At 68.8% G+C, this 24,105-nt stretch carries 23 protein-coding genes and 1 tRNA gene; 18 read left to right on the forward strand and 6 right to left on the reverse strand.

Annotated elements, in window-relative coordinates:
- Positions 1 to 170: 170 nt before the first annotated feature.
- Positions 171 to 584, reverse strand: coding sequence for a VOC family protein (locus GPY60_RS01330; protein ID WP_156685774.1), 414 nt, complete (start codon positions 582 to 584; stop codon positions 171 to 173).
- A gap of 38 nt (positions 585 to 622) precedes the next feature.
- Between GPY60_RS01330 and GPY60_RS01335 the strand changes: the two genes are divergently transcribed.
- Complete coding sequence (locus tag GPY60_RS01335; RefSeq protein ID WP_156686018.1) at positions 623 to 1,504, forward strand: LLM class flavin-dependent oxidoreductase; 882 nt, start codon at positions 623 to 625, stop codon at positions 1,502 to 1,504.
- Between the two features lie 37 nt (positions 1,505 to 1,541).
- Entirely contained in the window at positions 1,542 to 2,354 is an 813-nt protein-coding gene (locus tag GPY60_RS01340; RefSeq protein WP_156685775.1) for a tetratricopeptide repeat protein, read from the forward strand.
- Between the two features lie 6 nt (positions 2,355 to 2,360).
- On the opposite strand, the gene GPY60_RS01345 is transcribed toward GPY60_RS01340, so the two are convergent.
- Positions 2,361 to 4,082: an NAD-binding protein gene (locus tag GPY60_RS01345; protein WP_156686019.1), complete on the reverse strand. Its 1,722-nt coding sequence runs from the start codon at positions 4,080 to 4,082 to the stop codon at positions 2,361 to 2,363.
- 182 nt (positions 4,083 to 4,264) lie between these two features.
- Between GPY60_RS01345 and GPY60_RS01350 the strand changes: the two genes are divergently transcribed.
- Positions 4,265 to 4,810: an NUDIX domain-containing protein gene (locus tag GPY60_RS01350; protein WP_156685776.1), complete on the forward strand. Its 546-nt coding sequence runs from the start codon at positions 4,265 to 4,267 to the stop codon at positions 4,808 to 4,810.
- A 71-nt stretch (positions 4,811 to 4,881) separates the two neighbouring features.
- On the opposite strand, the gene GPY60_RS01355 is transcribed toward GPY60_RS01350, so the two are convergent.
- Positions 4,882 to 5,214, reverse strand: a complete 333-nt coding sequence (locus tag GPY60_RS01355) for a DUF732 domain-containing protein (protein WP_156685777.1) — start codon at positions 5,212 to 5,214, stop codon at positions 4,882 to 4,884.
- A 465-nt stretch (positions 5,215 to 5,679) separates the two neighbouring features.
- On the opposite strand from GPY60_RS01355, the gene GPY60_RS01360 reads away from it, so the two are divergent.
- On the forward strand, positions 5,680 to 6,027 hold the full coding sequence (locus GPY60_RS01360; RefSeq protein WP_156685778.1) for a hypothetical protein: 348 nt from the start codon (positions 5,680 to 5,682) through the stop codon (positions 6,025 to 6,027).
- Positions 6,028 to 6,248: 221 nt separating this feature from the next.
- Positions 6,249 to 6,548, forward strand: coding sequence for a hypothetical protein (locus GPY60_RS01365; RefSeq protein ID WP_156685779.1), 300 nt, complete (start codon positions 6,249 to 6,251; stop codon positions 6,546 to 6,548).
- Here the strand turns inward: GPY60_RS01365 and rimI are convergent.
- Positions 6,508 to 7,008 (reverse strand): ribosomal protein S18-alanine N-acetyltransferase, encoded by a 501-nt coding sequence (gene rimI / locus GPY60_RS01370; protein ID WP_156685780.1) that lies wholly within the window; start codon positions 7,006 to 7,008, stop codon positions 6,508 to 6,510. The genes GPY60_RS01365 and rimI overlap by 41 nt on opposite strands.
- 162 nt (positions 7,009 to 7,170) lie before the next feature.
- Complete coding sequence (locus tag GPY60_RS01375; protein ID WP_156685781.1) at positions 7,171 to 7,950, reverse strand: alpha/beta fold hydrolase; 780 nt, start codon at positions 7,948 to 7,950, stop codon at positions 7,171 to 7,173.
- A gap of 80 nt (positions 7,951 to 8,030) precedes the next feature.
- Between GPY60_RS01375 and GPY60_RS01380 the strand changes: the two genes are divergently transcribed.
- The 3 genes from GPY60_RS01380 (at position 8,031) to GPY60_RS01390 (ending at position 12,069) form a co-directional block, all read left to right on the forward strand.
- Positions 8,031 to 9,797, forward strand: coding sequence for a GNAT family N-acetyltransferase (locus tag GPY60_RS01380; RefSeq protein ID WP_156685782.1), 1,767 nt, complete (start codon positions 8,031 to 8,033; stop codon positions 9,795 to 9,797).
- 332 nt (positions 9,798 to 10,129) lie between these two features.
- A complete protein-coding gene (locus GPY60_RS01385) occupies positions 10,130 to 11,059 on the forward strand; it encodes a cutinase family protein (RefSeq protein WP_156685783.1) in 930 nt (309 codons plus the stop codon).
- A gap of 239 nt (positions 11,060 to 11,298) precedes the next feature.
- Positions 11,299 to 12,069: a cutinase family protein gene (locus tag GPY60_RS01390; RefSeq protein ID WP_156686020.1), complete on the forward strand. Its 771-nt coding sequence runs from the start codon at positions 11,299 to 11,301 to the stop codon at positions 12,067 to 12,069.
- Positions 12,070 to 12,240: 171 nt separating this feature from the next.
- On the opposite strand, the gene GPY60_RS01395 is transcribed toward GPY60_RS01390, so the two are convergent.
- Positions 12,241 to 12,313 (reverse strand) — tRNA-Arg (locus GPY60_RS01395).
- Between the two features lie 125 nt (positions 12,314 to 12,438).
- Here GPY60_RS01395 and argS point away from each other — a divergent pair.
- The 10 genes from argS to GPY60_RS01445 all read left to right on the forward strand — a co-directional run bounded on the left by argS (position 12,439) and on the right by GPY60_RS01445 (position 24,060).
- Positions 12,439 to 14,091, forward strand: coding sequence for an arginine--tRNA ligase (gene argS / locus GPY60_RS01400; RefSeq protein WP_156685784.1), 1,653 nt, complete (start codon positions 12,439 to 12,441; stop codon positions 14,089 to 14,091).
- Positions 14,092 to 14,171: 80 nt separating this feature from the next.
- The gene (gene lysA, locus GPY60_RS01405; protein ID WP_231639239.1) at positions 14,172 to 15,506 is read left to right on the forward strand and encodes a diaminopimelate decarboxylase; all 1,335 of its coding nucleotides are present in this window, start codon (positions 14,172 to 14,174) and stop codon (positions 15,504 to 15,506) included.
- 3 nt (positions 15,507 to 15,509) lie between these two features.
- On the forward strand, positions 15,510 to 16,835 hold the full coding sequence (locus GPY60_RS01410) for a homoserine dehydrogenase (protein WP_156685786.1): 1,326 nt from the start codon (positions 15,510 to 15,512) through the stop codon (positions 16,833 to 16,835).
- A complete protein-coding gene (gene thrC, locus GPY60_RS01415) occupies positions 16,832 to 17,914 on the forward strand; it encodes a threonine synthase (protein ID WP_156685787.1) in 1,083 nt (360 codons plus the stop codon). Before GPY60_RS01410 ends, thrC begins: the two co-directional genes overlap by 4 nt.
- Positions 17,914 to 18,855, forward strand: coding sequence for a homoserine kinase (thrB, locus tag GPY60_RS01420; RefSeq protein ID WP_156685788.1), 942 nt, complete (start codon positions 17,914 to 17,916; stop codon positions 18,853 to 18,855). The genes thrC and thrB overlap by 1 nt, the downstream gene beginning before the upstream one ends.
- A gap of 261 nt (positions 18,856 to 19,116) precedes the next feature.
- The gene (gene rho, locus GPY60_RS01425; RefSeq protein WP_156685789.1) at positions 19,117 to 21,003 is read left to right on the forward strand and encodes a transcription termination factor Rho; all 1,887 of its coding nucleotides are present in this window, start codon (positions 19,117 to 19,119) and stop codon (positions 21,001 to 21,003) included.
- A 177-nt stretch (positions 21,004 to 21,180) separates the two neighbouring features.
- The gene (rpmE, locus tag GPY60_RS01430; protein WP_156685790.1) at positions 21,181 to 21,408 is read left to right on the forward strand and encodes a 50S ribosomal protein L31; all 228 of its coding nucleotides are present in this window, start codon (positions 21,181 to 21,183) and stop codon (positions 21,406 to 21,408) included.
- An 87-nt stretch (positions 21,409 to 21,495) separates the two neighbouring features.
- Positions 21,496 to 22,569, forward strand: coding sequence for a peptide chain release factor 1 (gene prfA / locus GPY60_RS01435; protein ID WP_156685791.1), 1,074 nt, complete (start codon positions 21,496 to 21,498; stop codon positions 22,567 to 22,569).
- Positions 22,566 to 23,414 carry a peptide chain release factor N(5)-glutamine methyltransferase gene (prmC, locus tag GPY60_RS01440; protein ID WP_156685792.1) on the forward strand — a complete coding sequence of 283 codons (849 nt, stop codon included), beginning with the start codon at positions 22,566 to 22,568 and terminating at the stop codon, positions 23,412 to 23,414. Before prfA ends, prmC begins: the two co-directional genes overlap by 4 nt.
- The gene (locus GPY60_RS01445; protein WP_156685793.1) at positions 23,407 to 24,060 is read left to right on the forward strand and encodes an L-threonylcarbamoyladenylate synthase; all 654 of its coding nucleotides are present in this window, start codon (positions 23,407 to 23,409) and stop codon (positions 24,058 to 24,060) included. Before prmC ends, GPY60_RS01445 begins: the two co-directional genes overlap by 8 nt.
- The last annotated feature ends 45 nt before the right edge of the window (positions 24,061 to 24,105 follow it).

A 24,105-nucleotide genomic window follows, 5' to 3' on the forward strand; every position in this document is an offset into this window, starting at 1 on the left:
TGCCGACACAACGCACGAACGCCAACCTCCTCAAGGCGGCAGTGTTTGTAAGAGCCAGACACCGGGTGATCTGGACCCAACCACCGCAAACGCGGCAACGCCACCCTGACACTGAGTGTTTGCACGCCGACACGCCGTCCAAGCGGTCATTCTGCGCACGCTCGCCGCGCCTATTTCGGCGCCGTGAGCTCCAGAGCGATGTTGTCCGGGTCGCGGAACTCCAGGATGTAGGACGGGCCGATGTCCTTGACCGGCTCGTGCGCGACGCCGATCTCCTCCAGATGCGCTGCGGCCGAATCCAATTCGGCCTTGCTGCCGACCCGGAACGCGATGTGGTCCAGGCCCACCCGGTCCTCGTCGAAGCGGTCGGTGGCCACCGGCCGCAGCCCGAGCAGCGTGCCGCCGAGGTCGTAGATGACACCTCCGAACAGGAAGCCGAGCTGGTTGCGGGTCGCCTCGTCGGCGTTGTCCGGAACCTCCAGCAGCACCGGCCACCCGAAGACGCTTTCGTAGAACTGCCGCGACCGCTCGATGTCGGTGACCGTCAGGCGGACGTGCGCGATGGAGGTACTGGTCACACCCATCCGGCCATGCTGCCAGAATCGCCGTCGTGCGGGTAGCGATGACGATGCCGGTGATGGAGCCGGACTTGGACGCGGATGTCCTCGAGAGTTGGGCGCGGGCGATCGACGAGGGACCCTTCTCGTCGCTGTGCTGGGGCGAGCGCATCGCGTTCGACAACCCCGACAACCTGACACTGCTCGGGGCGCTGGCCGCCTGGACCCGTCGGGTACGGCTGCTGACCACCGTCATCGTGCCGCAGCTGCACGACCCGGTGATGCTCGCCAAGGCGCTGGCCACCGGCGACGTGCTGTGCGGCGGGCGCCTGAGCGTGGGCATCGGCGTCGGCGGTAGGCACGAGGACTACCACGCCGTCAGCGCCGACCCCGCGACGCAGACCATCCGGGGCCTGGCCGACCGGGTGGCGGTGATGAAGCGGGTCTGGTCCGGGGAGAAGGTCACCGAGTCGGTGCTGCCCGTCGGACCGGCCCCGGGGGGGGGGGGCGGCCCGCCGCTGCTCATCGGCAGCATCGGCCCGAAGACCATCCGCCGCGCCGCGGACTGGGCCGCCGGCCTGGCCGGCACCACCCTCGACCTCGACGTCGACAAGCAGAACGAGCTGTTCGACGTCGCCCGCAAGGCGTGGGCGGACGCCGGGAAACCCAAGCCACACCTGGTGACGTCGTTCTGGTTCGCCTTCGGCTCACCGGAGGACGCCCGCGCCCAGGTGCACCGGCACCTGCGTCACTACATGAATTGGATCCCGGCCGAGTACGTCGACGCGATGGCGCCGATGACCGGTTGGGCCGGCACGGAGGACGACCTGCTGGCGACGTTGCGCAGGTTCGCCGAGATCGGCGCCGACGAGGTTCAGCTCATCCCGACGAGCTCGGACCTCGACCAGCTGCACCGCGCGGCCGACGTCGCCGGGCGGCTGGAGTGAATTGCCGCGCCCGTCGGGGTGCGGTGTCATTGGCCGCATGAGCGAGCCGGAGCTGGCCGCGACGGTTCGGCTGGCCGCGGAGTGTGCGGGCGACGGTGACTACGCCGGCGCCGTCAGCCACGCGAGCGAGCTGCTCGACCGGTGCCGTGCGGAGTGGGGCGAGCGGCATCGCGACGTCCTGGAGCTGGAGGTGGCGCTGGCGACACTGCGGCTCCAGGCGGGCGACGGCGAGGCCGCCTACGCCACGTTCGAGCGGCTCATGCCCGACCTCGTCGAGGTGCTCGGACGCAACCACGCCAACACGCTGGCCGCGCGGCACCTCCTGGCGGGCCGGGCCGGGGAGCACCCGCTGCGGTCGCTGGCCGAATGGTTGCGGCTGTTCGCCGACGAGCAGCGCGTCCTGGGCCCGGATCACGCGAGCACGCTGGCGGCCAGGGAACGGGTGGCCGAAAAGCGTTGGGAGATCGGCGATCTCGTGGGCGCTATCGCCGAGGCCGAACGCGTCCTCGCGGCGCGGCAGCGCGTGCTCGGCGGCGACCACGCCGACACTCTCGGCACGCGGCTCATGATCGCGATATGGCGGGGTCGCGCGGGTGACGGCTCGGCGGCCCTGGCGGAGCTCGAGTCGCTCGCCGGCGAATGCCGCGAGACGCTGGGGCCCGACCACCCCCACACGCTGACGGCGCGGCACATGCTGGTCCTGTGGCAGCCCGGTGCGGCCGACGCCGCCGCCTGGGAATTCCTCGTCGGTGAGGAGGCGCGCCTGCTGGGTGACGAGCACCCGCTGACCGTCGCGAGCCGCCAGGAGCTGGCGAGGCTCAGGCAATCCGCCTCCGGCTCGCAGCCCTGACGCCCGTCAGCTCGCCTCGGCCTTCGGCGAGCGTCCGGCGATGTCGGGTTGCTGCGGCGGCTGACCCTTGCGCAGGGTCGCCAGCAGCTCGCGGTAGGGGCCGACGACGTAGACGGTGTCGCCGGCGCAGAGCCGTGCGTCGCGCCGGGGGTGGAGCTTGACCGGCGCATCGTCGCGGGTGATCGCGATGACCCGGGTTTGCGTGGACAGCTCGAACATCTGCAGGCCGTCGAGCTCGCTGCCCCCGGCCACGTGCATCCCGCCGACCATGAACGAGCGCTGGCCGACCCAGAAGGTGCCCAGCACCTGCAGGCCCATCGCGGCGCCGATGAACCACGGGGCGGCCAGTTCGACGGTCGACCGCACGTTGTCGAACCCGAATCGCTCGGCGACGGCGCTGCCCAACGCGCGGTCGTACACGCGCAGCACCAACGGAACCCCGGGCCGGATCACCTCGGGCAGCACCCGCGGGCCCAGCATCTCGCGCAGCACGATCCCGGTCTCGATGTTCACCATGTCGTCCTGGGTGAGCAGCGCGACCGCCCGCGCGTGCTTGACGCCGGCCGACTCCAGCGTCTGGCGCAACGTCGCGTCCCCGAACACCACCGGCACGTCGAGTTCCTCCGCCGACGACAGGTAGCGGTTGTTCTCGTCCCGCTCGACGACCGCGACGTCATACCCGGCGGCGGCCAGGTCGCACACCACGCGGCTGCCGAAGGAGCCCAGCCCCACCACGATGACGTGGTTGCGCAGGTGCCGCGCCCGCCGGCGTCCGGCGGAGCGGGCGAAGCGGCGCGAGATCAGCAGGTCGGCGATGAACGCGACGAGCACCGCGGTGGTGATGACGCCGGCGAACATCAGCATCACGCTGAACAGGCGCAGCCAGACGGGCTGCGTGCTGAAGCTGAAGTCGCCGTAGCCCACGGTCGCGATCGTCTCGGCGCTGAAGTACAGCGCGTCGATCCACTGCATGCCCGGGCGGTGGTAGCCGAAGCGCAGCACGACGGTCGACCCGATCAGCAGTAAGGCCGCGGCCAGCAGCGCGCGGGCGAACATCGGGTTGACGTCGTCGCGCAGGGACCGTGCGGCGTCCAGCGCCTGACGCAGCGGCGCCCGGCGCGAGCGTGTCGGCGTCGGGCGGGGCACCTTGATGCCGCGGGCGGCCAGCTCGTCGACGCTGCCGATCATCGCCGTCCAGTCACCCGCGCGCACGTGCAGGTCGCGCCCGGGGCACGGTTCCACCGAGCCCGGCGCGGCCGAGTTCTTGCCCTGGATCACGGCCACCGGAGCGAGGTCGCCGTAGATCTCCCGCAGCGTCCCGTCGCGCGACACCTCGGCGCCCGACACGACGAACTTGATACCGGCGGCCTCGAACGGGTGCGCCGTGTGCGCCAGGCAGGCCTCGACCACGGACGGCGCCGCGAGGTCGGCCACGTCGAGGATGGCCCCAGGACCGTTGTCGGCCGCGACAGCCCCTCGCAGCACGTCATTGGCCAGCCGCGCGACCACCCGCACCCGGGGATTCAATTTCCTTGCCAGCAAAGCGATTTCGAGGTTGACGGCATCGTCGTCCCCGGCACACACGACGGCGACCGCCCGATCGATGCCGGCGTCGGCGAGTTCGGCCGGGTTCTCGAGTTTGACGACGCTGACGCCGGCGTTGTTCAGCTCATCGATGATGGTCGTCGCCAGCGCGTCCTCGCCGCTGACGATGATGTGGCGGCGCATCGTCACGCACGCTTCGAGTCGTCCGGCATGTCCCACCTCTGTGACGTTGGCGATTCGCGCGTTGCTAAGACTATCGGGCACCGTACCGCGTCAGGCCGCCGAAACGTCCCGCCGGCCGTCGGCGGTTTCACCGCGGATGCAACGCGTTGGTGCGCAGGCGAAGTCGCGGCAATACTGGCGGCGTGCCTTTCATCGAATGCGTCTCGTCCCGGGAGATCTACCGGAATCCGTGGCTGGTGCTCCGCGAGGACAGGATCCGCCGCCCGGACGGCAGTCCGGGCATCTACAGCGTCGTGGAAAGGCCCACGTACGCCCTCGTGGTGCCCTACGAACCCTTTGATGGCGGCCGGTTCCGATTGGTCGAGCAGTACCGGTATCCGCTGGGCGCGCGCCGGTGGGAGTTCCCGCAGGGCACCGCTCCCGACCTCGCGGAGACCGAGCCGTCGGCGCTGGCCGCGCGCGAGTTGCGCGAGGAAACCGGGCTCAGCGCCACGTCGTTCGAAGCGCTCGGCCAGATCGACACCGCGGCCGGCCTGACCAGCCAGCGCGGCTGGGTGTTCCTGGCCACCGGCATCGTCGAGGGGGAGGCCGAGCGGGAGCACGAGGAACAGGACATGCGCAGCGCGTGGTTCCCGCTCGACGAGTTCGAGCGGATGATCCGCGCCGGGGTGATCTCGGATGCCCAGTCGATCGCGGCCTACGGGCTGTTCCTGCTGCGGAGCCGCTGACACACCAGAGCGGGGACCCGCTGGGGTCCCCGCACGGTGGTGGCGGCACTCCGGCCGGGATCAGGCCGTGATCAGGCCGACGTGACGTACTGCGGGCAGTAGGCCGAGGCGGCGTCGATGGAGAACGTCTTGGCGCCCTTGGCGCTCAGGCCCGTCGTCTGGGCGACCGCGTTGATCACGTCCTTGCTCGAGTAGCCCGCGTCGAGCGCCTTGCAGACGGCGTGGGCCTCGCTGACGGCGGCCGACGCGCTCGGCGGGGTGATCCCGTCCGCGTTCAACTGGGCCAGGAATGACTCGTCGACCGAGCTGGCGCCGGCGGTGCCGGCGAGGAACACGGCGACGCCGAAAGCGGAGGCGGCCAGGGTGGTACCGGCCAGGGCGGAGGTGATGCGGCGAGCGAACATTGTGAACTCCTTCGGTGATTCCGGGTGGGGCGCTGTGTGCGCTTGAGAAGAAGGATCACCAGGGACCCTTTACGTGTTCTCAATAAATTCTTGACGCGGTCGCAACACGGCTAGTCGTGAATTGTTGTGGGTTGACCCGCGACCTGCTTAGCGCGGCTGACTTTGCCACCAGCAAACCCGTCAAGTCGCGACAACCCGGGACGTGTGATAGACCAAAAACATTGATGACGGCTATTCGGCGGTCTGGATGGGGCGGCGTGAACATGGGGTTTCCGGTGGATTGTCGGGTCGCCGACACTTCACGGATGCCGACGGGTTCTTCCAGCTGACAGTCCAGGTCGCCGCGAGCAAAGGTGGATGATGATGAATCTCGAGTCAGGTATCGCGCGAGGGTTCGCCGTAACCGCTGTGTGCGCCGGTCTAGCGTTCGGTGCGGCCGGCCCAGCGTGGGCGGACAATACAACGATGAGCGGTAGCTACAACGAGACCTCGACATCGCCGGACGGCCACGCCGTGACCACCAGCTGGTCGGTCAACCCCTGCGCGCAGCAGCCCAACGGCGGATGCGTCTGGGTCAAAGCCGGCGCTGGAGGTAACCCGGCGTACCTAGTTAATGGTCAATGGGTGCTCGACGGTACGGGCGACATAATCTGTGCCGACGGTAGCTATCACCAGATGGGCACCAGCTACCACATGACGTGGGATCCCGACAGCCTGGAAGGCACAAACGTCATCACCTACACCGGTGCGGAGTGCGGCCACCCACCGGGATACACGCAGACGAACAAGATCACCATCAAGTCGGCATCCTGACGCATCCCGACGTCGCGGGTGCTGACCTGAAGGGCAGCGGCCCGCCCGGACGCACGCTTGGACGGATGGTCGACCCGGGGCGCCGAGTCCCGGGTTGCCAGCCGGCAGAGGCGGTCCCGGCTGGAGTGAGTTGAGTCCGGGCGGCGGACGCGACATCGAGGCGTTCGTTCTCGCGGGAGATGACCGGTGTCGCGCCAGGCCCCACCACTAACCTCATAACCGTGAGCACGGGCCAGGCTTTTGACACCATTCCGGCAGCGGAGATACGGCGGGATGACAACATCGAGTTCCCCGCCGACAACCCGGACGTGAAGTGGCACTATGACGAGAACAGGGCATCGAAGCCCCCATGCAACCAGCCGGGGGTGCAGTGGTTCGTCGAGGAGTTGGGGGAACCGCTGCTCGGCAGCCCGTTGGGCGATCTCTACACGTTCATCGTGAAGGAGGTCGGCGGGGCGGGAGCCGACGTGGAGGTCAAGATCAGGGGTCATGTGCCTGTTCGTCGTTACCGGCGTAACTGAGCCTCCGCATCGTGACCGCGTCGGTGCCGTTGTAGTACCCCGGACGCAGGCCGACCTGGTCGAACCCCACGCTGCGGTACAGCGCGATGGCCGCCTCGTTGTCGCACCGCACCTCCAGATACACGGTGCCGCCCGCCGCGAACGTCAGCAGCTCGTTCAACAGCCGGCGGCCGACGCCGTGCCCCTGGTACGCCGGGTCCACGCCGATATTGCGCACCTCGTAGAAGGCCACGCCCGTAAAACCCGTGGAACCCAGACGCGCGATCCCGGCGTAGCCGATCAGCGTGCCGGCGCGGCGAGCACCCACGAAATGGTTGTCCTTGCCGGCTAGCTCACGTGCGAAGACCGCCGCCGACCATGGCGTATCACCCGCGAACAGCAGTGCGTCCAACTCGGCGCACCTGTCGACGTCGGCCGGTAGGAGTGGTCCGAGGAGCACCGGCTCCGGGGGCGTGGTCATTGGCCCGCGACGGTCGACGGCGCCGGGATTGCTAAGACTTCCATTCTGGAAGTGTCCCTGAACTGCGAAACCTGTGCGCGCGGCAGGTTCGAACCTGCTGGGGAGTTTGCCAGATCACGAGAATCGAACCGCTGATTGAGTTTTCGAAGTCGGTCGCCCCAGTCAGCCCCGGCGGGCGACGTCTTGGCTCAGGAGCTGCGGCCAGGTCTCGACATCGGCCGGGGTGTGCGCCACGGTGAGCGTTGACCGCGGCATCAGTGCGGCAAGCGATTCCGCTGTCGACATCGGATGCGCCGGGTCGCCGACCCAGGCCAAAATCGTCGTCGGCACATCGATTCGTGCGACCGCTTCGCGAGCGGGCAGGTCGCTGAGAGCCGCGCCTCGAAACAGTGACGGCAGCAGCGCGTCGGCCACATCGGGAACCGTTTCGGGCGCGCCGACCGTGGCTGGTGGCGGAGTCGCCTTACGCGCCGCCGCGATGAATGCCCCGACGCCCTCGGCCTCGATCAACTCGGCCGCAACCCGGTAGATCGTCGCCTGCGCGGGCCGGGTTTCCCAGGCGGTGGCCGGCACCATCAGCGTGAGGCCGGCGAAGCGGTCCGGCTCGCGGGCGGCGGCATGCAGCAGCGTCCCGGCACCCATGGACGGGCCGACTCCGTGCACCTGTTCGCCGGGAAACCATTTGTCGAGCAGTTGCAGAAGATCCTCGGCAAGGCATTCCCACCGGTAATCCTCCGGGACCTTGCGCCCCGTGGACTTGCCATGGCCGCGTGCGTCGTACCGCAGCAGTCGGGTCCCGCTGAGGCCCCTGCCGAGGTCGAGATTGAGCACCCGGTCACGCGCGCGGCTGGAGGTAAGCCCGTGCAGTTGAACTACCGGATGACCACCTTCGTCGCTCAGTTCAACCGCAAGCTCTGCTCCGGGAACCACGAAAGTGGACATCACGCAACTCTTTTCACGACCCGACGGCTCGCCCCGCGCTGACCGAGCATTCAGGCTATCTGGGGCGTTAGGGTACCGCCATGCGGCTGACCAACGTGGCGCACCTGCGGCTACCCTTCGGACGACTCTGGGGCTATGACGTGTCGGTGTCTGACCTCGGCCGGCAGCTGCCGGTGTCCTTTGACCAGCGCATACACGTTGGTGCGGGCGCACGACCCGGCTCCTGGATGGCTCTGTCCATTCGGTTGCCGACGGGGGTCAGCCGCCAATCGCTGGCCGATGCGTGGCTGGCCGTGATCGCCCGCCACGGCACCCTACGAACGGCATTCACGCCCGGGGCTGACGGCGATCCGCGGCTGCATGAGATCGATATTCACCCGGGGGAGTGGGTAGAGCATGAGATCGCTCCGGGTCAGGCTGTCAACGACGCACTGCGAGTAGTTCTCAATGCGACCTGCTCGCCCTATCAGCGGCCCTCACATCGGTTGTGTGTGTTGGAGACCGCCGCCGGATTGACGGTGGTGATCGCTGCCGACCACGCCCACGTGGACATGTGGTCGATGCTGGTGATCGCCCGGGACCTGTTGTCGATGCTCGCCGACGCGCGGATCGGACGCACCTTGTCGCTGCAGCCTCCGCCGGCATTTGTCGTGCACACGCAAGCACTATTGGACCGTTCCGCGGCACCGGACTACGTGCGCGAACGATGGGCACAAATCATCAGCGACAGCGGTGGGGTGATGCCACGGTTTCCGCTGCCGTTGGGTGAGTGCGGGCCGCATCCGGAACGCGTTGAAGTGCGCGACGTGTTCGATGTCGATGACGGCGCCGCGTTCGCCGCGCAGGCACGCGACGACGGTGTCTCGACGCTGGCACTCGCTGTGGTCGCCATGACTGCGGTGACCCACGAGTTGGCCGGGGCGCCGCTGCGCGCGGTCTTCCCCGTGCACAGCCGATTTGAAGACAAATGGCACGACTCGGTGGGCTGGTTCATCACTAATTCGGTCCTGGAGTCGGCGGTCGCCGAGCCGCACGCCGCGGCCGCCGCCGTCAAAGAAGCCGTGCAGCTTGGTTCCTGGCCACTGGCCGACGTGCTGGCTCCGTGGGGTGGAATGCCCGTCGCGCCCGGCATGTTCGCGATTTCCTGGCTGGACCAAAGCAGACTTCCGGTGCGCATCGACTCGGTCGGACTCGACGCCCAGTATGTGAGCGCGAGCGTCCACACCGACGACGTCATGCTCTGGTTCATCCAGGACGAGTCCGGGCTCCATCTGCGATGCCGCTACCCAGATACCGCGGAAGCACGCATCAACGTGGGGGCGTGGCTGGACCTGTTGGTGGCGCGCCTACAGGCACTGGCGCAGTCCTCGGTTCGAGGACTGCTGCGGGTAGCGGGCCGCACATTTCGTGTGCAGCGCGCGACGCGCGAACACGTGGGCGTGATCGCCCAGCTGCTCTCCGACGACGAGTTCGGTCAGGAGCGGGAAGGCGCCGAACTCGAACGCTACGAGGCGGCCTACGACATCGTCGTTCGCAACCGATCCAACTTTCTCGGAGTCGTCCTGAACAGTAGCGATATGGTCGTCGCGACTGTGCAATTGACGATCATCCCCGGCCTTTCCCGCGCCGGCGCCACCCGGCTGCAGATCGAGGGATTACGGGTCGCCCAAGCCGAACGCGCACAGGGTCTTGGTACTGCGCTCGTCGAGTGGGCACACAACTACGGCCGAGCACACGGGGCACGGCTGGCGCAGGTGACCACTGACGGGGCTCGGGAAAGGGCTCGGGCGTTCTATTGCCGGCTCGGGTATCACGCCGCCCACGTCGGACTGAAATGCACCATTTGAGGCCAACTCCGCGCACCTGTGGACGTCGGCCGGTGCGAGCGACAGGCGACGGCTTGGTATCGCGAGGTGGCAAGTTTGGGTCCGTGATCGGATGCATCCGCGTGTCGACACCGAAAGTTGTTCCGCGCAAAGCCAATTCGACTTCCTCGCGCCTCAAACTCGGCATGACGGCCTCCGTTCGGCTGGTTGGCGCGCCAGCGCCGTGGCGCGATCGAACCTGGACGACTGCGCACGGCCTATAGTTGCACCATGGGGTAGCTGCCCGAAACGTCAAGGGCGCTGACGACGAGGACTTTTCGACCGGCGCCGGGTCAGATTCGCGGGGGGAAATTATGGCGCAGCACATCGTGATCACGGCCTCGGGCAGCAACGTCTCGATGTGGGACACCACGCCGCCCCAACCCGCGGCGGTGGCCGTCGCGCTCAATCAATCGCTGTGCTACTGGCAGCCGCTGGGGAACTACCCGGCCAGCGTCACCAACCCGCAGATGGGTCAATCGGTGCAGGACGGCGTCAACGAGATCGTGCGCCTGATCAACGACGTGTATCCGCCGGGGAATCCCCGAGGCACATCGTTCATCTTGCTCGGCTATTCGCAGGGCGCCATCGTCGTCAGCCACTTCGTTCGGGACGAACTGCTCAGCGCCACCGGGCGCTGTGCCGGGCGAGCCGGCGACCTGGTGGCCGTGGGTGTGTGGGGAAACCCGTGCCGGCTGCCCGGCTGGGCGAGCGGCAACCAATATGCGGGCTGGCCGTTGCCCGCCGACCTCGACGGCGTTGTCACCGGGGGGATCGCGGGGCCGGATTGCCTTCAGCCGCAGCACGTCGTGCCGCACCTGGCAAACCCGGTCACGCATTTCTGGGGCGAATGGGTCAACACGATCGGCGACGGCAACGACCTGTACACCGACGCTCCGGTCGGGCCGCCGTCGGGCAGCCCGGCTGGATTGAACATTTCGACGTCCGGTCCGCCGTGGGTAAACGAGCCGCCCGCCGGCGTGTACGAGACGCAGATCTACAACATCGTGCAGCAATGGTGGCCGAACGTCCTCGCGATCGCGCTGGACATCTTCCGGATCTTCGGGCCCGACCTGTTCGAACAACTCATGGGTATCGCCGAGGCGGTCATCAACGGCGGTATGTTCCTCGCCGCCGGACCCAATGCGAGCCACTACACCTACGACATAACCCCGATCATCAACTTCATCGGCCAGGCCGCGGCGGAGACACCGCCATTTCCTTCCATCGCGTCGCAGATGTGACTGAAAGGGCCGGTTGCATCGGGTTTTCCGCCACAAGCTGAGGTGTACGCCTGCAAGAACATGGCCGCTCCTGCGGCGCCTGAGTGGAACGATCGGTCCGTGCACACTTCACCGGAAAAGCACCTATTTGACCGGTTCCAGAACAAATCGGCCGTGTTGTTCTTCCTTCGCATTTTCGGCCCTTGAGCCTGCCCGGAAATTCGCGGTTTAGGGAGTCGCATATGTGGGCACACTGCGCCATGTTTGCGCGCCCCATCCCTCGTTTCCTTGCTCCTGCGATAGTCGCGACCTCGGGTGTCAGCATTTCCGTCCTCGCGACGGCGATCCCGGCCGCGGCCGCTCCGTGTCCGGACGTTCAGGTGGTGTTCGCCCGCGGCACCGACGACCCTGCGGGTGTCGGCCCGACCGGACAGGCATTCATCGACTCCCTGCGCCCCCGCGTTGGCGCCAAATCGCTCGACATATATCCGGTCGACTACCCCGCTACCTACGACTTCAAGAACGCAGCCATGGACGGAATCAGAGACGCGGACGCGCATGTCGTTTCAATGGCGCACGACTGTCCCAACACCAAAATGGTGCTCGGCGGTTATTCCGCGGGCGCGGCCGTCATGGGCTTCGTCACCTCGGCTGCCGTACCGGCTGGGATCGATCCGGCGACCGTTCCCAAACCGATGGACCCCGAAGTGGCCAACCACGTCTCCTCGGTTGTGCTCTACGCGTTGCCGAGCGACAAGATGATGAATCTTTTCGGCGCCCCGCCGGTCATCGTCGGGCCGCTTTATCAAGCCAAGTCCATTCAGGTATGCGCTCCCGAGGACCCGATCTGTTCCGACGGGGGGAGTTTCGACGTACACAAATCGTATTCGACCAACGGCCCAATCATTGACCAGGGCGCGGCCTTTGCGACCAGTCGTCTCGGCGGAGGCCCTGGCGCCCCAGGGGGTGCGGGTCCTGGCGCGCCGGCGGTCGTCGCCGGGTCCCTGTCGCCTGGGGGCTTTGCTAGCTAGTTCTCACCATGACAGCCCGTCGTCTTGTGCGGAGCGGCAAGCGCCACGTTCCGACATCGCGTCCCGGTCAAGGTGAGTGACCAGGGGGGCGGCCCGCAACGGATAACCCATAGATCACCTGGCCGCCCTGATGACCCTTCAAATCGGCCATTGACCTGCAAAAACGACCTGTGCCCCCGGCAGGATTCGAACCTGCGGCCTTCTGCTCCGGAGGCAGACGCTCTATCCCCTGAGCTACGGGGGCGGACCGATGAAGACGTCGCGCCATGGGGCTTGCAACAAGCACGCACAGACTAACGCATCACAGTGGCCGCCTAGCCACCGCAATCAATTCGGGCGAATCCAGCCCAGCCCATAGGATGGACGTTCGTGACCCCCGCCGACCTGGCTGAGCTGCTCAAAGCCACCGCTGCCGCGGTGCTCGCCGAGCGCGGGCTGGACGCTGCCGCTTTGCCGGCGACGGTGACGGTGGAGCGGCCGCGCAACCCCGAGCACGGCGACTACGCCAGCAACCTGGCGCTGCAGCTGGGCAAGAAGGTCGGCGCGAACCCGCGCGAGCTGGCCGGGTGGCTGGCCGACAAGCTGGCCCAACAAGACGGCATCGCCTCGGCCGAGGTGGCCGGCCCCGGCTTCATCAACATGCGCCTCGAGGCCTCCGCGCAGGCCGTGGTCGTGAGCAACGTCATCGACGCCGGTGACGAGTTCGGCCAGTCCGACGCGCTCGACGGGCTGAAGGTCAACCTCGAGTTCGTCTCGGCCAACCCGACCGGGCCGATCCACATCGGGGGCACCCGCTGGGCCGCCGTCGGCGACGCGCTGGGACGCCTGCTGTCGACACAGGGCGCCGCCGTGGCGCGCGAGTACTACTTCAACGACCACGGCGCCCAGATCGACCGGTTCGCCGCCTCGCTGATCGCCGCCGCCAAGGGCGAGCCGACGCCGCAGGACGGCTACGCGGGCGCCTATATCAACGACATCGCCGCGCAGATCCTGCAGCAGGCCCCCGACGCGCTCGGCCTGCCCGACGCGGACATGCACGAGACGTTCCGCCGCATCGGCGTGGACCTGATGTTCGACCACATCAAGGAATCGCTGCACGAGTTCGGCACGGACTTCGACATCTACACCCACGAAGACTCCATGCACACCAGCGGCCGCGTCGACCAGGCCATCGCACGGCTCCGCGAGACCGGCAACGTCTACGAGAAGGACGGCGCAACCTGGTTGCGCACCAGCGCCTTCGGCGACGACAAGGACCGCGTCGTCATCAAGAGCGACGGCAAGCCGGCCTACATCGCCGGCGACATCGCCTACTACCTCGACAAGAGGCAGCGCGGCTTCGACCTGTGCATCTACATGCTCGGCGCCGACCACCACGGCTACATCGCCCGGCTCAAGGCGGTCGCGGCGGCGTTCGGCGAGGACCCGGCCACCGTCGAGGTGCTCATCGGTCAACTCGTGAACCTGGTCCGTGACGGGCAGCCCGTCCGGATGAGCAAGCGGGCGGGCACGGTGCTGACGCTCGACGACCTGGTCGACGCGATCGGGGTCGACGCCGCCCGCTACAGCCTGATCCGTTCGTCGGTGGACACCCCAATCGACATCGACCTGGCGCTGTGGTCGTCGGCGTCCAACGAAAACCCGGTCTACTACGTGCAATACGCGCACGCCCGGCTCTCGGCGCTGGCCCGCAACGCCGACGAGCTCGGCCTGAGCGCGAGCACCGAGCATCTCGAGTTGCTCACCCACGACAAAGAGGGCACGCTGCTGCGCACCCTCGGCGAGTTCCCGCGGGTGCTGAAAACCGCTGCGTCACTGCGCGAACCGCACCGCGTGTGCCGCTACCTCGAGGACCTCGCAGGCGACTACCACCGGTTCTACGATTCCTGCCGGGTGCTGCCCCAGGGCGACGAGGAACCCACCGACCTGCACGCCGCCCGCCTGGCGCTGTGCCAGGCCACCCGTCAAGTGATCGCGAACGGCCTGACCATCCTCGGGGTCGGCGCACCGGAGCGAATGTGAACGTCCACGCCGCCGGCCCCCGGCACGCCGAGGAGACGCGCCACGTCGAGAGCCCGCCGCGACCGCAATCGCCCGAGGACCTGTTGCGGTTGGCCCCGAATGTGTGGCCGCGCAACATCGCACGCGACGAGGCCGGGGTGGCGTCGGTCGCCGGCGTCTCCGTGACCGACCTCGCCCACGAGTACGGGACCCCGCTGTTCGTCGTCGACGAGGACGACTTCCGCGCGCGGTGCCGGGAGATGGCGTCGGTCTTCGGTGGCGGGCACAACGTGTACTACGCGGCGAAGGCGTTCTGGTGCACCGAGATCGCGCGCTGGGTCAACCAGGAGGGCCTGTCGGTCGACGTGTCCACCGGCGGGGAACTGGCCGTGGCGCTGCACGCCGACTTCCCGCCGGAGCGAATCACTTTCCACGGCAACAACAAGTCCGTCGCGGAGTTGACCGACGCGGTCAAGGCCGGGGTCGGCCACGTCGTGGTCGACTCCATGATCGAGATCGAGCGCCTGGACGCGATCGCCGCCGAGGCGGGGGTGGTCCAGGACGTCTTCGTGCGTCTCACCGTCGGCGTCGAGGCGCACACCCACGAGTTCATCTCCACCGCGCACGAGGACCAGAAATTCGGGCTGTCGATCGCCAGCGGCGCCGCGATGGCGGCGGTGCGGCGGGTGTTCGCTACCGATCACCTGCGACTCGTCGGGCTGCACAGCCACATCGGGTCGCAGATCTTCGACGTCGACGGGTTCGAACTGGCCGCGCACCGCGTCATCGGCCTGCTGCAGGCCATCGTCGAGGAGTTCGGCGTCGACAAGACCGCGCAGATCTCGACCGTGGATCTCGGTGGGGGCCTGGGCATCTCCTATCTTGCCGCCGACGACCCCCCGCCGCTGAGCGAACTGGCGGCCAAGCTGGGCGCCATCGTGGGCAAGGAGTCGTCGGCCGTCGGCCTGCCGACGCCCCGGCTGGTGGTCGAGCCCGGCCGCGCCATCGCCGGTCCCGGCACCATCACGCTCTACGAAGTGGGCACCGTCAAGGACGTCGACGTCAGCGCCACGGCGCACCGGCGCTACGTGAGCGTCGACGGCGGCATGAGCGACAACATCCGCACCGCCCTGTACGACGCGCAGTACGACGCCCGCCTGGTCTCCCGGACCAGCGACGCGCCGGCGACGCTGGCCCGCATCGTCGGAAAGCATTGCGAGACCGGCGACATCGTGGTGCGCGACACCTGGGTGCCCGGCGACATGCGGCCCGGCGACCTCCTCGGCGTGGCCGCCACGGGCGCCTACTGCTATTCGCTCTCGAGCCGGTACAACATGATCGGCCGGCCGGCCGTCGTGGCGGTGCGCGACGGACGCGCCCGCCTGATCCTGCGCCGGGAGACGGTCGACGATCTGCTCAGTCTGGAAGTGAGGTGAACGGTGGCCGGTGACGAAAACGCCGTCGGCGTAGCGGTACTCGGGTTGGGCAACGTCGGCAGCGAGGTCGTCCGCATCATCGAGGACAGCGCCGACGACCTCGCGGCCCACGGCGGCGCGCCGCTGGTGCTGCGGGGCGTCGGGGTGCGCCGCGTCGCCGACGACCGCGGTGTCCCGATCGAGCTGCTCACCGACAACATCGAGGAACTCGTCTCCCGCGAGGACGTCGACATCGTCATCGAACTGATGGGGCCGATCGAGCCCGCGCGCAAGGCGATCCTGACCGCGCTCGAGCACGGCAAGTCCGTCGTCACCGCGAACAAGGCGTTGCTCGCGCAGTCCACCGGCGAGTTGGCCCAGGCCGCCGAAAGCGCCCACGTCGACCTGTATTTCGAGGCCGCGGTGGCCGGTGCCATCCCGGTCATCCGCCCGCTCACCCAATCGCTGGCCGGTGACACGGTGCTGCGGGTGGCCGGCATCGTCAACGGCACCACGAACTACATCCTGTCCGCGATGGACAGCACCGGCGCCGACTACGACAGCGCGCTGGCCGACGCCAGCGCGCTGGGCTACGCCGAGGCCGACCCGACCGCCGACGTCGAGGGCTACGACGCCGCGGCCAAGGCGGCGATCCTGGCCTCCATCGCCTTCCACACCCGGGTGACGGCCGACGACGTCTACCGCGAGGGCATCACGAAGATCACCCCGGCCGACTTCGAGTCGGCCCGCGCCCTGGGCTGCACGATCAAGCTGCTGTCGATCTGCGAGCGCGTCAAGGGAGACGATGGGCAGGAACGGGTTTCGGCCCGCGTTTACCCGGCGCTGGTGCCGCTCTCGCACCCGCTGGCCACCGTGAACGGGGCGTTCAACGCCGTCGTGGTCGAGGCCGCGGCCGCCGGGCGGCTGATGTTCTACGGCCAGGGGGCCGGCGGTACGCCCACGGCGTCGGCCGTGACCGGCGACCTGGTGATGGCGGCGCGCAACCGGGTGCTGGGCGGCCGGGGACCGCGCGAATCGCGCTACGCGCAACTTCCCATCGCCCCGATGGGAATGGTCTCCACGCGCTACTACGTCAGCATGAACGTCGCCGACAAGCCCGGTGTGTTGTCCTCGGTCGCAGCGGAATTCGCCAATCGCGACGTCAGCATCGCCGAGGTGCGGCAGGAGGGTGTGGTCGACGAGGGCGGCCGACGGGTCGGCGCCCGCGTCGTCGTGGTCACCCACACCGCCACCGACGCGGCGCTTTCCGAAACCGTCGAAGCCCTGGCGCATCTCGACGTCGTGCAGAGCGTCGCCAGCGTGCTGCGCCTGGAAGGGACCAACCTGTGAGCGCCCCCCGTACGGCCACCCATCAGCCCTGGCCCGGCCTGATCGCCGCCTACCGCGACCGGTTGCCGGTGGGCGACGACTGGACCCCGGTCACGCTTTTCGAGGGCGGCACCCCGCTGATCCCCGCAACCCGGCTCTCCGAACGGACCGGGTGCACGGTGCATCTCAAGGTCGAGGGCCTCAATCCCACCGGCTCGTTCAAGGACCGGGGCATGACGATGGCCGTCACCGACGCCCTGGCGCGCGGGCAGCAGGCCGTGCTGTGCGCGTCGACCGGAAACACCTCGGCGTCGGCCGCGGCCTACGCCGCCCGCGCCGGCATGACCTGCGCGGTGCTGATCCCGCAGGGCAAGATCGCGATGGGCAAGCTCGCCCAGGCGGTCATGCACGGCGCCAAGATCATCCAGATCGACGGCAACTTCGACGACTGCCTGGAACTGGCCCGCAAGATGGCCGCCGACTTTCCCACCATCTCCCTGGTGAACTCGGTCAACCCCGTCCGCATCGAGGGCCAGAAGACAGCGGCGTTCGAGATCGTCGACGCACTGGGCGTCGCGCCCGACGTGCACGCCCTGCCCGTGGGCAACGCCGGCAACATCACCGCGTACTGGAAGGGCTACCGGGAGTACCACCAGGACGGCGTCATCGACAAGCTGCCCCGGATGCTCGGCACCCAGGCGGCCGGCGCGGCGCCCCTGGTGCTGGGCAAGCCGGTCAGCCACCCGGAAACCATCGCCACCGCGATCCGCATCGGCGCCCCGGCGTCGTGGACGGCCGCCGTCGAGGCCCAGCAGCAGTCCAACGGGCGCTTCCTGTCCGCCACCGACGACGAGATCCTGGCCGCGTACCACCTGGTGGCCCAGACCGAAGGGGTGTTCGTCGAGCCGGCCTCCGCCGCCAGCATCGCCGGCCTGCTCAAGTCCGTCGAGGACGGTTGGGTGGCCCGGGGTTCCACGGTGGTGTGCACCGTCACCGGAAACGGCCTGAAGGACCCCGACACGGCGCTGAAGGACATGCCGACGGTCTCGCCGGTGCCCGTCGACCCCGGGTTGGTGGTCGAGAAGCTGGGGCTCGTGTAGTGGAGACGCTGCCCGCCGGGCTGAGCGCCAGCGCCGTGGTCTCGGCGTCGAGCGCCAACCTGGGCCCCGGCTTCGACAGCATCGGGCTGGCCTTGAGTCTCTGCGACGAAATCGTGGTCGAGACAACCGAATCGGGCCTGGTGGTGCAGGTCGAAGGGGAGGGCGCCGGTCAGGTGCCGCTGGGTCCCGAACACCTCGTCGTCCGCGCGATCGAGCGCGGGCTGCAGGCCGTCGGGGTTCGCGCCCCGGGCCTGACGGTGCGCTGCCGCAACGCCATCCCGCATTCGCGCGGCCTGGGCTCCTCCGCCGCGGCCGTGGTCGGCGGCTTGGCCGCGGTGAACGGCCTTGTCGCTCAATCGGATTCGGAGCCATTGAGTACAACCCGGCTGATCCAGCTGTCGTCGGAGTTCGAGGGGCATCCCGACAATGCGTCCGCCGCGGTCCTGGGTGGGGCGGTGGTCTCGTGGAGCGAGTGCACCGGCGACGGGCCCGACTACCGCGCCGTGCCGTTGCGGCTGCACCCCGACATCCGGCTGTTCTGCGCCATCCCCGAGGAGCGCTCGCTTACCGCCGAGACGCGGGTGCTGCTGCCCGCACGGGTCAGCCACGAGGACGCGCGCTTCAACGTCAGCCGGGCGGCGTTGCTGGTGGTCGCGCTGACCGAGCGGCCCGACCTGCTGATGGCTGCCACCGAGGACGTCCTGCACCAGCGGCAGCGCGGCCCGGCGATGCCCGCCTCGGCGGAATATATGCGGCTACTGCGGCGTCTTAACGTGGCAGTGACGCTTTCCGGGGCCGGACCTTCGCTCATTGCGCTCACCACGGAGCGGGGGTTACCGCCGGAGGCGGTGGAGTGCGGAGCCGCGAACGGATTTGCCGTCACCGAGATGTCCGCCGGCGAAGGAGTACGCTGGAGTCCGGGCGTCAAGGTCCCCGGTTAACCCACAGCGAGGCCGGAGCGTTTGCTTGCTTCCGACAGCGATGGGGGCTATCCTCGGAGCCGTCCAGCAATCGCAGCATCTGCATCTGTACTGCATTGCGGCTAGGACGACCACCAATTCTTCTCGTGGACGAGGTTCGCCGCACTCTCCGCCGATCCAGGCGATCACCGTTGCAGAGTCGATGATTGGGCGCACTCGGCGATTCTGCTGAATGCAACGACCCCCCGAATGACCTGATCAGCGGGGGAAGAAAGGAAATCCGTGACTGATACGGACCTCTTCACGGCTGGCGAAAGCGCCGACAGCGACCAGCTGTCCAAGCCCGTGACTTCAGACGCCCCCGACGTCAGGACAGACGCCCCGGTTGGCTCACTCTCCACCATGGTGCTGCCCGAGCTGCGCGCGCTGGCCAATCAGGTCGGCGTCAAGGGGACCTCCGGCATGCGCAAGAACGAGTTGATCGCCGCGATCAAGGAGATCCGAGGCAAGGCGAACGGCACGTCAACCAATCCCGAGACCAATCCGGACGCCGGCGCCGAGTCCCGTTCGGACTCCGCCGCCAAACCCGACGAGGGCGCATCCGACGGCGTGGCTGCCGAGCAGCCGGCGGCGCAGGGGGAGCAGAACGGCACGACCGCCGAGGCCCCCCGCCGCGAACGGCGCAGCGCCTCCCGGGAACCCGGGTCGGCCGCGCGCGCCGCGGAGGACACCGACGGTTCCGGCGGCCGCGATGGTGGCCGCGAGGCAAATGCCAACCAGCGCCAGGGCGGCCGGCAGGACACCAAGACCGACGACCGCGGGCAAGAAGCCGGCGGTGACAATGGCTCCGGAGGCTCCGGGGGCTCCGGCGGCCAGCAGCGCGGCGGTCAGAACCAGAACCAGAACCAGCAGGACGACGACGGGGAGGGCCGCCAGGGCCGCAGGGGACGCCGCTTCCGCGACCGTCGCCGCCGCGGCGAGCGCTCGGCCGACGGCACCGACGCCGAACTGCGCGAGGACGACGTCGTCCAGCCGGTCGCCGGAATCCTTGACGTGCTCGACAATTACGCGTTCGTGCGCACCTCCGGCTACCTGGCGGGCCCGCACGACGTCTACGTGTCGATGAACATGGTGCGCAAGAACGGCCTGCGCCGCGGCGACGCGGTGACCGGAGCGGTCCGGGTGCCCAAGGACGGCGAGCAGCCCAACCAGCGGCAGAAGTTCAACCCGCTGGTGCGCCTGGACAGCGTCAACGGCGGTTCGGTCGAAGACGCCAGGAAGCGGCCGGAATTCGGCAAGCTGACGCCGCTGTACCCGAACCAGCGGCTGCGCCTTGAGACCACCCCCGACCGGCTGACCACCCGGGTCATCGACCTGATCATGCCGATCGGCAAGGGGCAGCGCGCGCTGATCGTCTCGCCGCCCAAGGCGGGTAAGACGACGATCCTGCAGGACATCGCCAACGCGATCACCAAGAACAACCCCGAATGCCACCTCATGGTCGTGCTCGTCGACGAGCGGCCCGAGGAGGTCACCGACATGCAGCGCTCGGTCAAGGGCGAGGTCATCGCCTCCACCTTCGACCGGCCGCCGTCGGACCACACGTCGGTCGCCGAGCTGGCCATCGAACGCGCCAAGCGGCTCGTCGAGCAGGGCAAGGACGTCGTGGTGCTGCTCGACTCGATCACCCGCCTCGGGCGCGCCTACAACAACGCGTCGCCCGCCTCGGGCCGGATCCTGTCCGGTGGTGTCGACTCCACCGCGCTGTACCCGCCCAAGCGCTTCCTGGGCGCCGCGCGCAACATCGAGGAGGGCGGGTCGCTGACGATCATCGCCACCGCGATGGTGGAGACGGGCTCGACCGGTGACACGGTCATCTTCGAGGAGTTCAAGGGCACGGGTAACGCCGAGCTGAAGCTCGACCGCAAGATCGCCGAGCGGCGCGTGTTCCCGGCCGTCGACGTCAACCCGTCGGGCACCCGCAAGGACGAGCTCCTGCTCAGCCCCGACGAGTTCGGCATCGTGCACAAGCTGCGCCGGGTGCTCTCGGGCCTCGACTCGCACCAGGCCATCGACCTGCTGATGAGCCAGCTGCGCAAGACGAAGACCAACTACGAGTTCCTGGTCCAGGTGTCCAAGACGACACCCGGCTCGATGGACAACGACTAGCGGTTCACCCGGCCGTCGACACGTGCACCAGGCACACGACGCGCCGCGCGCCGTCGCCCTGCTGCACGTTTCGGCGCACCCCGGCCGGCGGGAATGCCCGGGCCCTTCCCGCTGTTTTGGGGAGATAGCGCGTGACCTGGCATAATCGATGCCCGATAACCCCCGAAGAGGACTTTCATGAAATCTGACATTCATCCCGCATACGAGACGACCACGGTCCACTGCGGTTGCGGCAACACCTTCGAGACCCGCAGCACCAAGCAGGGCGGCCGCATCGTCGTAGAGGTCTGCTCGCAGTGCCACCCCTTCTACACCGGCAAGCAGAAGATTCTCGACAGCGGCGGCCGCGTGGCCCGCTTCGAGAAGCGGTACGGCAAGCGCAAGGCCGCTGACGCCGACAAGTAGCCGGCTTACCGACGCCCGAACTGTGCGCCAGTCGCACGGGCCGGGCGTCGATTTGCGTGTGCGCCCAGGTGGGGCAGGAGGTGAGACATGACGCAGCCGGTGCAGACGATTGACGTGCTGCTGGCCGAACACGCCGAACTCGAGCGGCGGCTGGCCGACCCCGAGTTGCACAGCAACCCCGGCGAGGCCCGCAAGGCCGGTCGCCGGTTCGCCCGCCTGGCCCCGATCGTCGCCACCTACCGCAAGTTGTCGTCGGCCCGCGGCGACCTCGAGACCGCCCGCGAGCTGGCCGCCGACGACGCCTCGTTCGCCGAGGAGGTCACCGAACTCGAGGCGCGCGTGGCCGAGTTGGACACCCAGCTCACCGACATGCTCGCGCCGCGCGACCCGCACGACGCCGACGACATCGTCCTCGAGGTGAAATCCGGTGAGGGCGGTGAGGAGTCGGCGTTGTTCGCGGCCGACCTGGCCCGCATGTACATCCGCTACGCCGAGCGCCACGGCTGGACCGTGACCGTCCTGGACGAGACGACCTCGGACTTGGGCGGGTACAAGGACGCCACCCTTTCCATCGCCAGCAAGGGCGACACCGCCGACGGGGTGTGGTCCCGGATGAAGTTCGAGGGCGGGGTGCACCGCGTGCAACGCGTCCCCGTCACGGAATCGCAAGGCCGCGTTCACACCTCGGCGGCGGGTGTGCTCGTCTATCCCGAACCGGAGGAAGTCGGCGAGGTGCAGATCGACGAGTCGGACCTGCGCATCGACGTCTACCGCTCGTCCGGCAAGGGCGGGCAGGGCGTCAACACCACCGACTCCGCGGTGCGCATCACCCATCTGCCGACGGGCATCGTCGTCACCTGCCAGAACGAACGCTCGCAGCTGCAGAACAAAGCCCGTGCGTTGCAGGTGCTGGCCGCCCGCCTGCAGGCGCTGGCCGAGGAGCAGGCGCAGGCCGACGCGTCGGCCGACCGGGCCAGTCAGATCCGTACCGTCGACCGCAGCGAGCGGATCCGCACCTACAACTTCCCGGAGAACCGGATCACCGACCACCGCATCGGTTTTAAGGCCCACAACCTCGACCAGGTGCTCGACGGCGACCTGGACGCGCTGTTCGACGCCCTGAGCGCCGCCGACAGACAATCGCGGCTGCAACACACATGACCGCCCTCCGGCGCGCGATCGACTGTGCCGCGGCGCAACTCGCCGAGGCGGGGATCGACTCCGCCCGGTATGACGCCGAGCAACTGGCCGCCCACGTGGCGGGCACCGAACGCGGCCGGCTCGCCCTCCTGGACCCACCCGACGACGAGTTCTTCGGGCGCTACCGCGACATCGTCGCCGCTCGCGAGCGGCGGGTGCCGCTGCAGCACCTCCTCGGGACCGCGGCCTTCGGGCCGTTTTTGCTCAACGTCGGACCGGGCGTGTTCATCCCGCGCCCGGAGACCGAGGCCATGCTGGAATGGGCCATGGCGCAGGCTCTTCCGGGCAACCCGTTGATCGTCGACCTGTGCACCGGCTCCGGTGCGCTGGCCGTCGCTCTGGCACATCACCGGCCGACCGCCCGCGTCGTCGGCATCGACGACTCCGAGGCCGCCCTCGAGTACGCGCGCCGCAACACCGAGGGCACGTCGGTGGAACTCCTGCGCGCCGACGTGACCGAGCCGGGGCTGCTTCCCGAGTTCGACGGGCGTGTGGACCTTCTTGTGGCCAATCCGCCGTACGTCCCCGACAGCGCCGACGTCGGGCCCGAAGTCGCCGTACACGATCCGCATCACGCCGTTTTCGGTGGACCGGACGGGATGGCGGTGATCGCCCCGATCGTCGCACTCGCCGCGCGGTGGCTGCGGCCGGGCGGCCTGGTCGCCGTCGAGCATGACGACACCGCAGCCGAGCAGACGACCGAATTGTTCGGTGCTGCAGGGCTTTTCGACGAAGTGCGCAGTCGCCGCGACCTGGCCGGCCGGCCGCGCTTCGTCACGGCCCGACGGGGCGGGGCCCATGACTGAAGTCTTCGACTGCGCAGACCCCGACCGGCGGGCGCTGGGAATCGCCTCTGCGGCAACGGCGCTCAAGGGCGGCCGACTGGTGGTGATGCCGACCGACACCGTGTACGGCATCGGCGCCGACGCCTTCAACAGCGCCGCGGTCGCCGCCCTGCTGGCCGCGAAGGGCCGGGGCCGCGACATGCCGGTCGGTGTGCTCGTCGGCTCGTGGCACACCATCGAGGGCCTCGTCTACACGGTGCCCGACGGCGCCCGCGATCTGATCCGCGCGTTCTGGCCCGGCGCGCTGAGCCTGGTCGTGACGCAGGCGCCGTCGCTGCAGTGGGATCTGGGCGACGCGCGCGGCACCGTCATGCTGCGGATGCCGCTGCACCCGGTCGCGATCGAGCTGCTCCGCGAGGTGGGCCCGATGGCGGTGTCCAGCGCCAACGTGTCCGGCCGCCCTGCCGCGGTGAACGCCGGCGAGGCGCGTGACCAGCTCGGCGACCTGGTCGACGTCTACCTCGACGCGGGACCCTCACAGCAACAGGCGGCGTCCACGATCGTCGACCTCACCGGCCCGGCCCCGCGCATCCTGCGCCCGGGGCCCGTCAGCACCGAGCGCATCGCGGAAGTGCTCGGCGTGGAGCCGGCAACCCTGACCGCCTGATCACGGTGTTCCGAAAACCACCGCCCCGCCGGGGGATTGTCGAGG

The sequence above is a fragment of the Mycobacterium sp. Marseille-P9652 genome (assembly GCF_902652685.1).
Classification (GTDB): domain Bacteria; phylum Actinomycetota; class Actinomycetes; order Mycobacteriales; family Mycobacteriaceae; genus Mycobacterium.

Coding starts and splice junctions, on each gene's coding strand:
- GPY60_RS01330 (WP_156685774.1), bottom strand. CDS start 584: ATGGGTGTGACCAGTACCTCCATCGCGCACGTCCGCCTGACGGTCACC.
- GPY60_RS01335 (WP_156686018.1), top strand. CDS start 623: ATGACGATGCCGGTGATGGAGCCGGACTTGGACGCGGATGTCCTCGAG.
- GPY60_RS01340 (WP_156685775.1), top strand. CDS start 1,542: ATGAGCGAGCCGGAGCTGGCCGCGACGGTTCGGCTGGCCGCGGAGTGT.
- GPY60_RS01345 (WP_156686019.1), bottom strand. CDS start 4,082: ATGCGCCGCCACATCATCGTCAGCGGCGAGGACGCGCTGGCGACGACC.
- GPY60_RS01355 (WP_156685777.1), bottom strand. CDS start 5,214: ATGTTCGCTCGCCGCATCACCTCCGCCCTGGCCGGTACCACCCTGGCC.
- GPY60_RS01360 (WP_156685778.1), top strand. CDS start 5,680: ATGAGCGGTAGCTACAACGAGACCTCGACATCGCCGGACGGCCACGCC.
- rimI (WP_156685780.1), bottom strand. CDS start 7,008: ATGACCACGCCCCCGGAGCCGGTGCTCCTCGGACCACTCCTACCGGCC.
- GPY60_RS01375 (WP_156685781.1), bottom strand. CDS start 7,950: ATGTCCACTTTCGTGGTTCCCGGAGCAGAGCTTGCGGTTGAACTGAGC.
- GPY60_RS01380 (WP_156685782.1), top strand. CDS start 8,031: ATGCGGCTGACCAACGTGGCGCACCTGCGGCTACCCTTCGGACGACTC.
- GPY60_RS01385 (WP_156685783.1), top strand. CDS start 10,130: ATGGCGCAGCACATCGTGATCACGGCCTCGGGCAGCAACGTCTCGATG.
- GPY60_RS01390 (WP_156686020.1), top strand. CDS start 11,299: ATGTTTGCGCGCCCCATCCCTCGTTTCCTTGCTCCTGCGATAGTCGCG.
- rpmE (WP_156685790.1), top strand. CDS start 21,181: ATGAAATCTGACATTCATCCCGCATACGAGACGACCACGGTCCACTGC.
- prfA (WP_156685791.1), top strand. CDS start 21,496: ATGACGCAGCCGGTGCAGACGATTGACGTGCTGCTGGCCGAACACGCC.
- prmC (WP_156685792.1), top strand. CDS start 22,566: ATGACCGCCCTCCGGCGCGCGATCGACTGTGCCGCGGCGCAACTCGCC.
- GPY60_RS01445 (WP_156685793.1), top strand. CDS start 23,407: ATGACTGAAGTCTTCGACTGCGCAGACCCCGACCGGCGGGCGCTGGGA.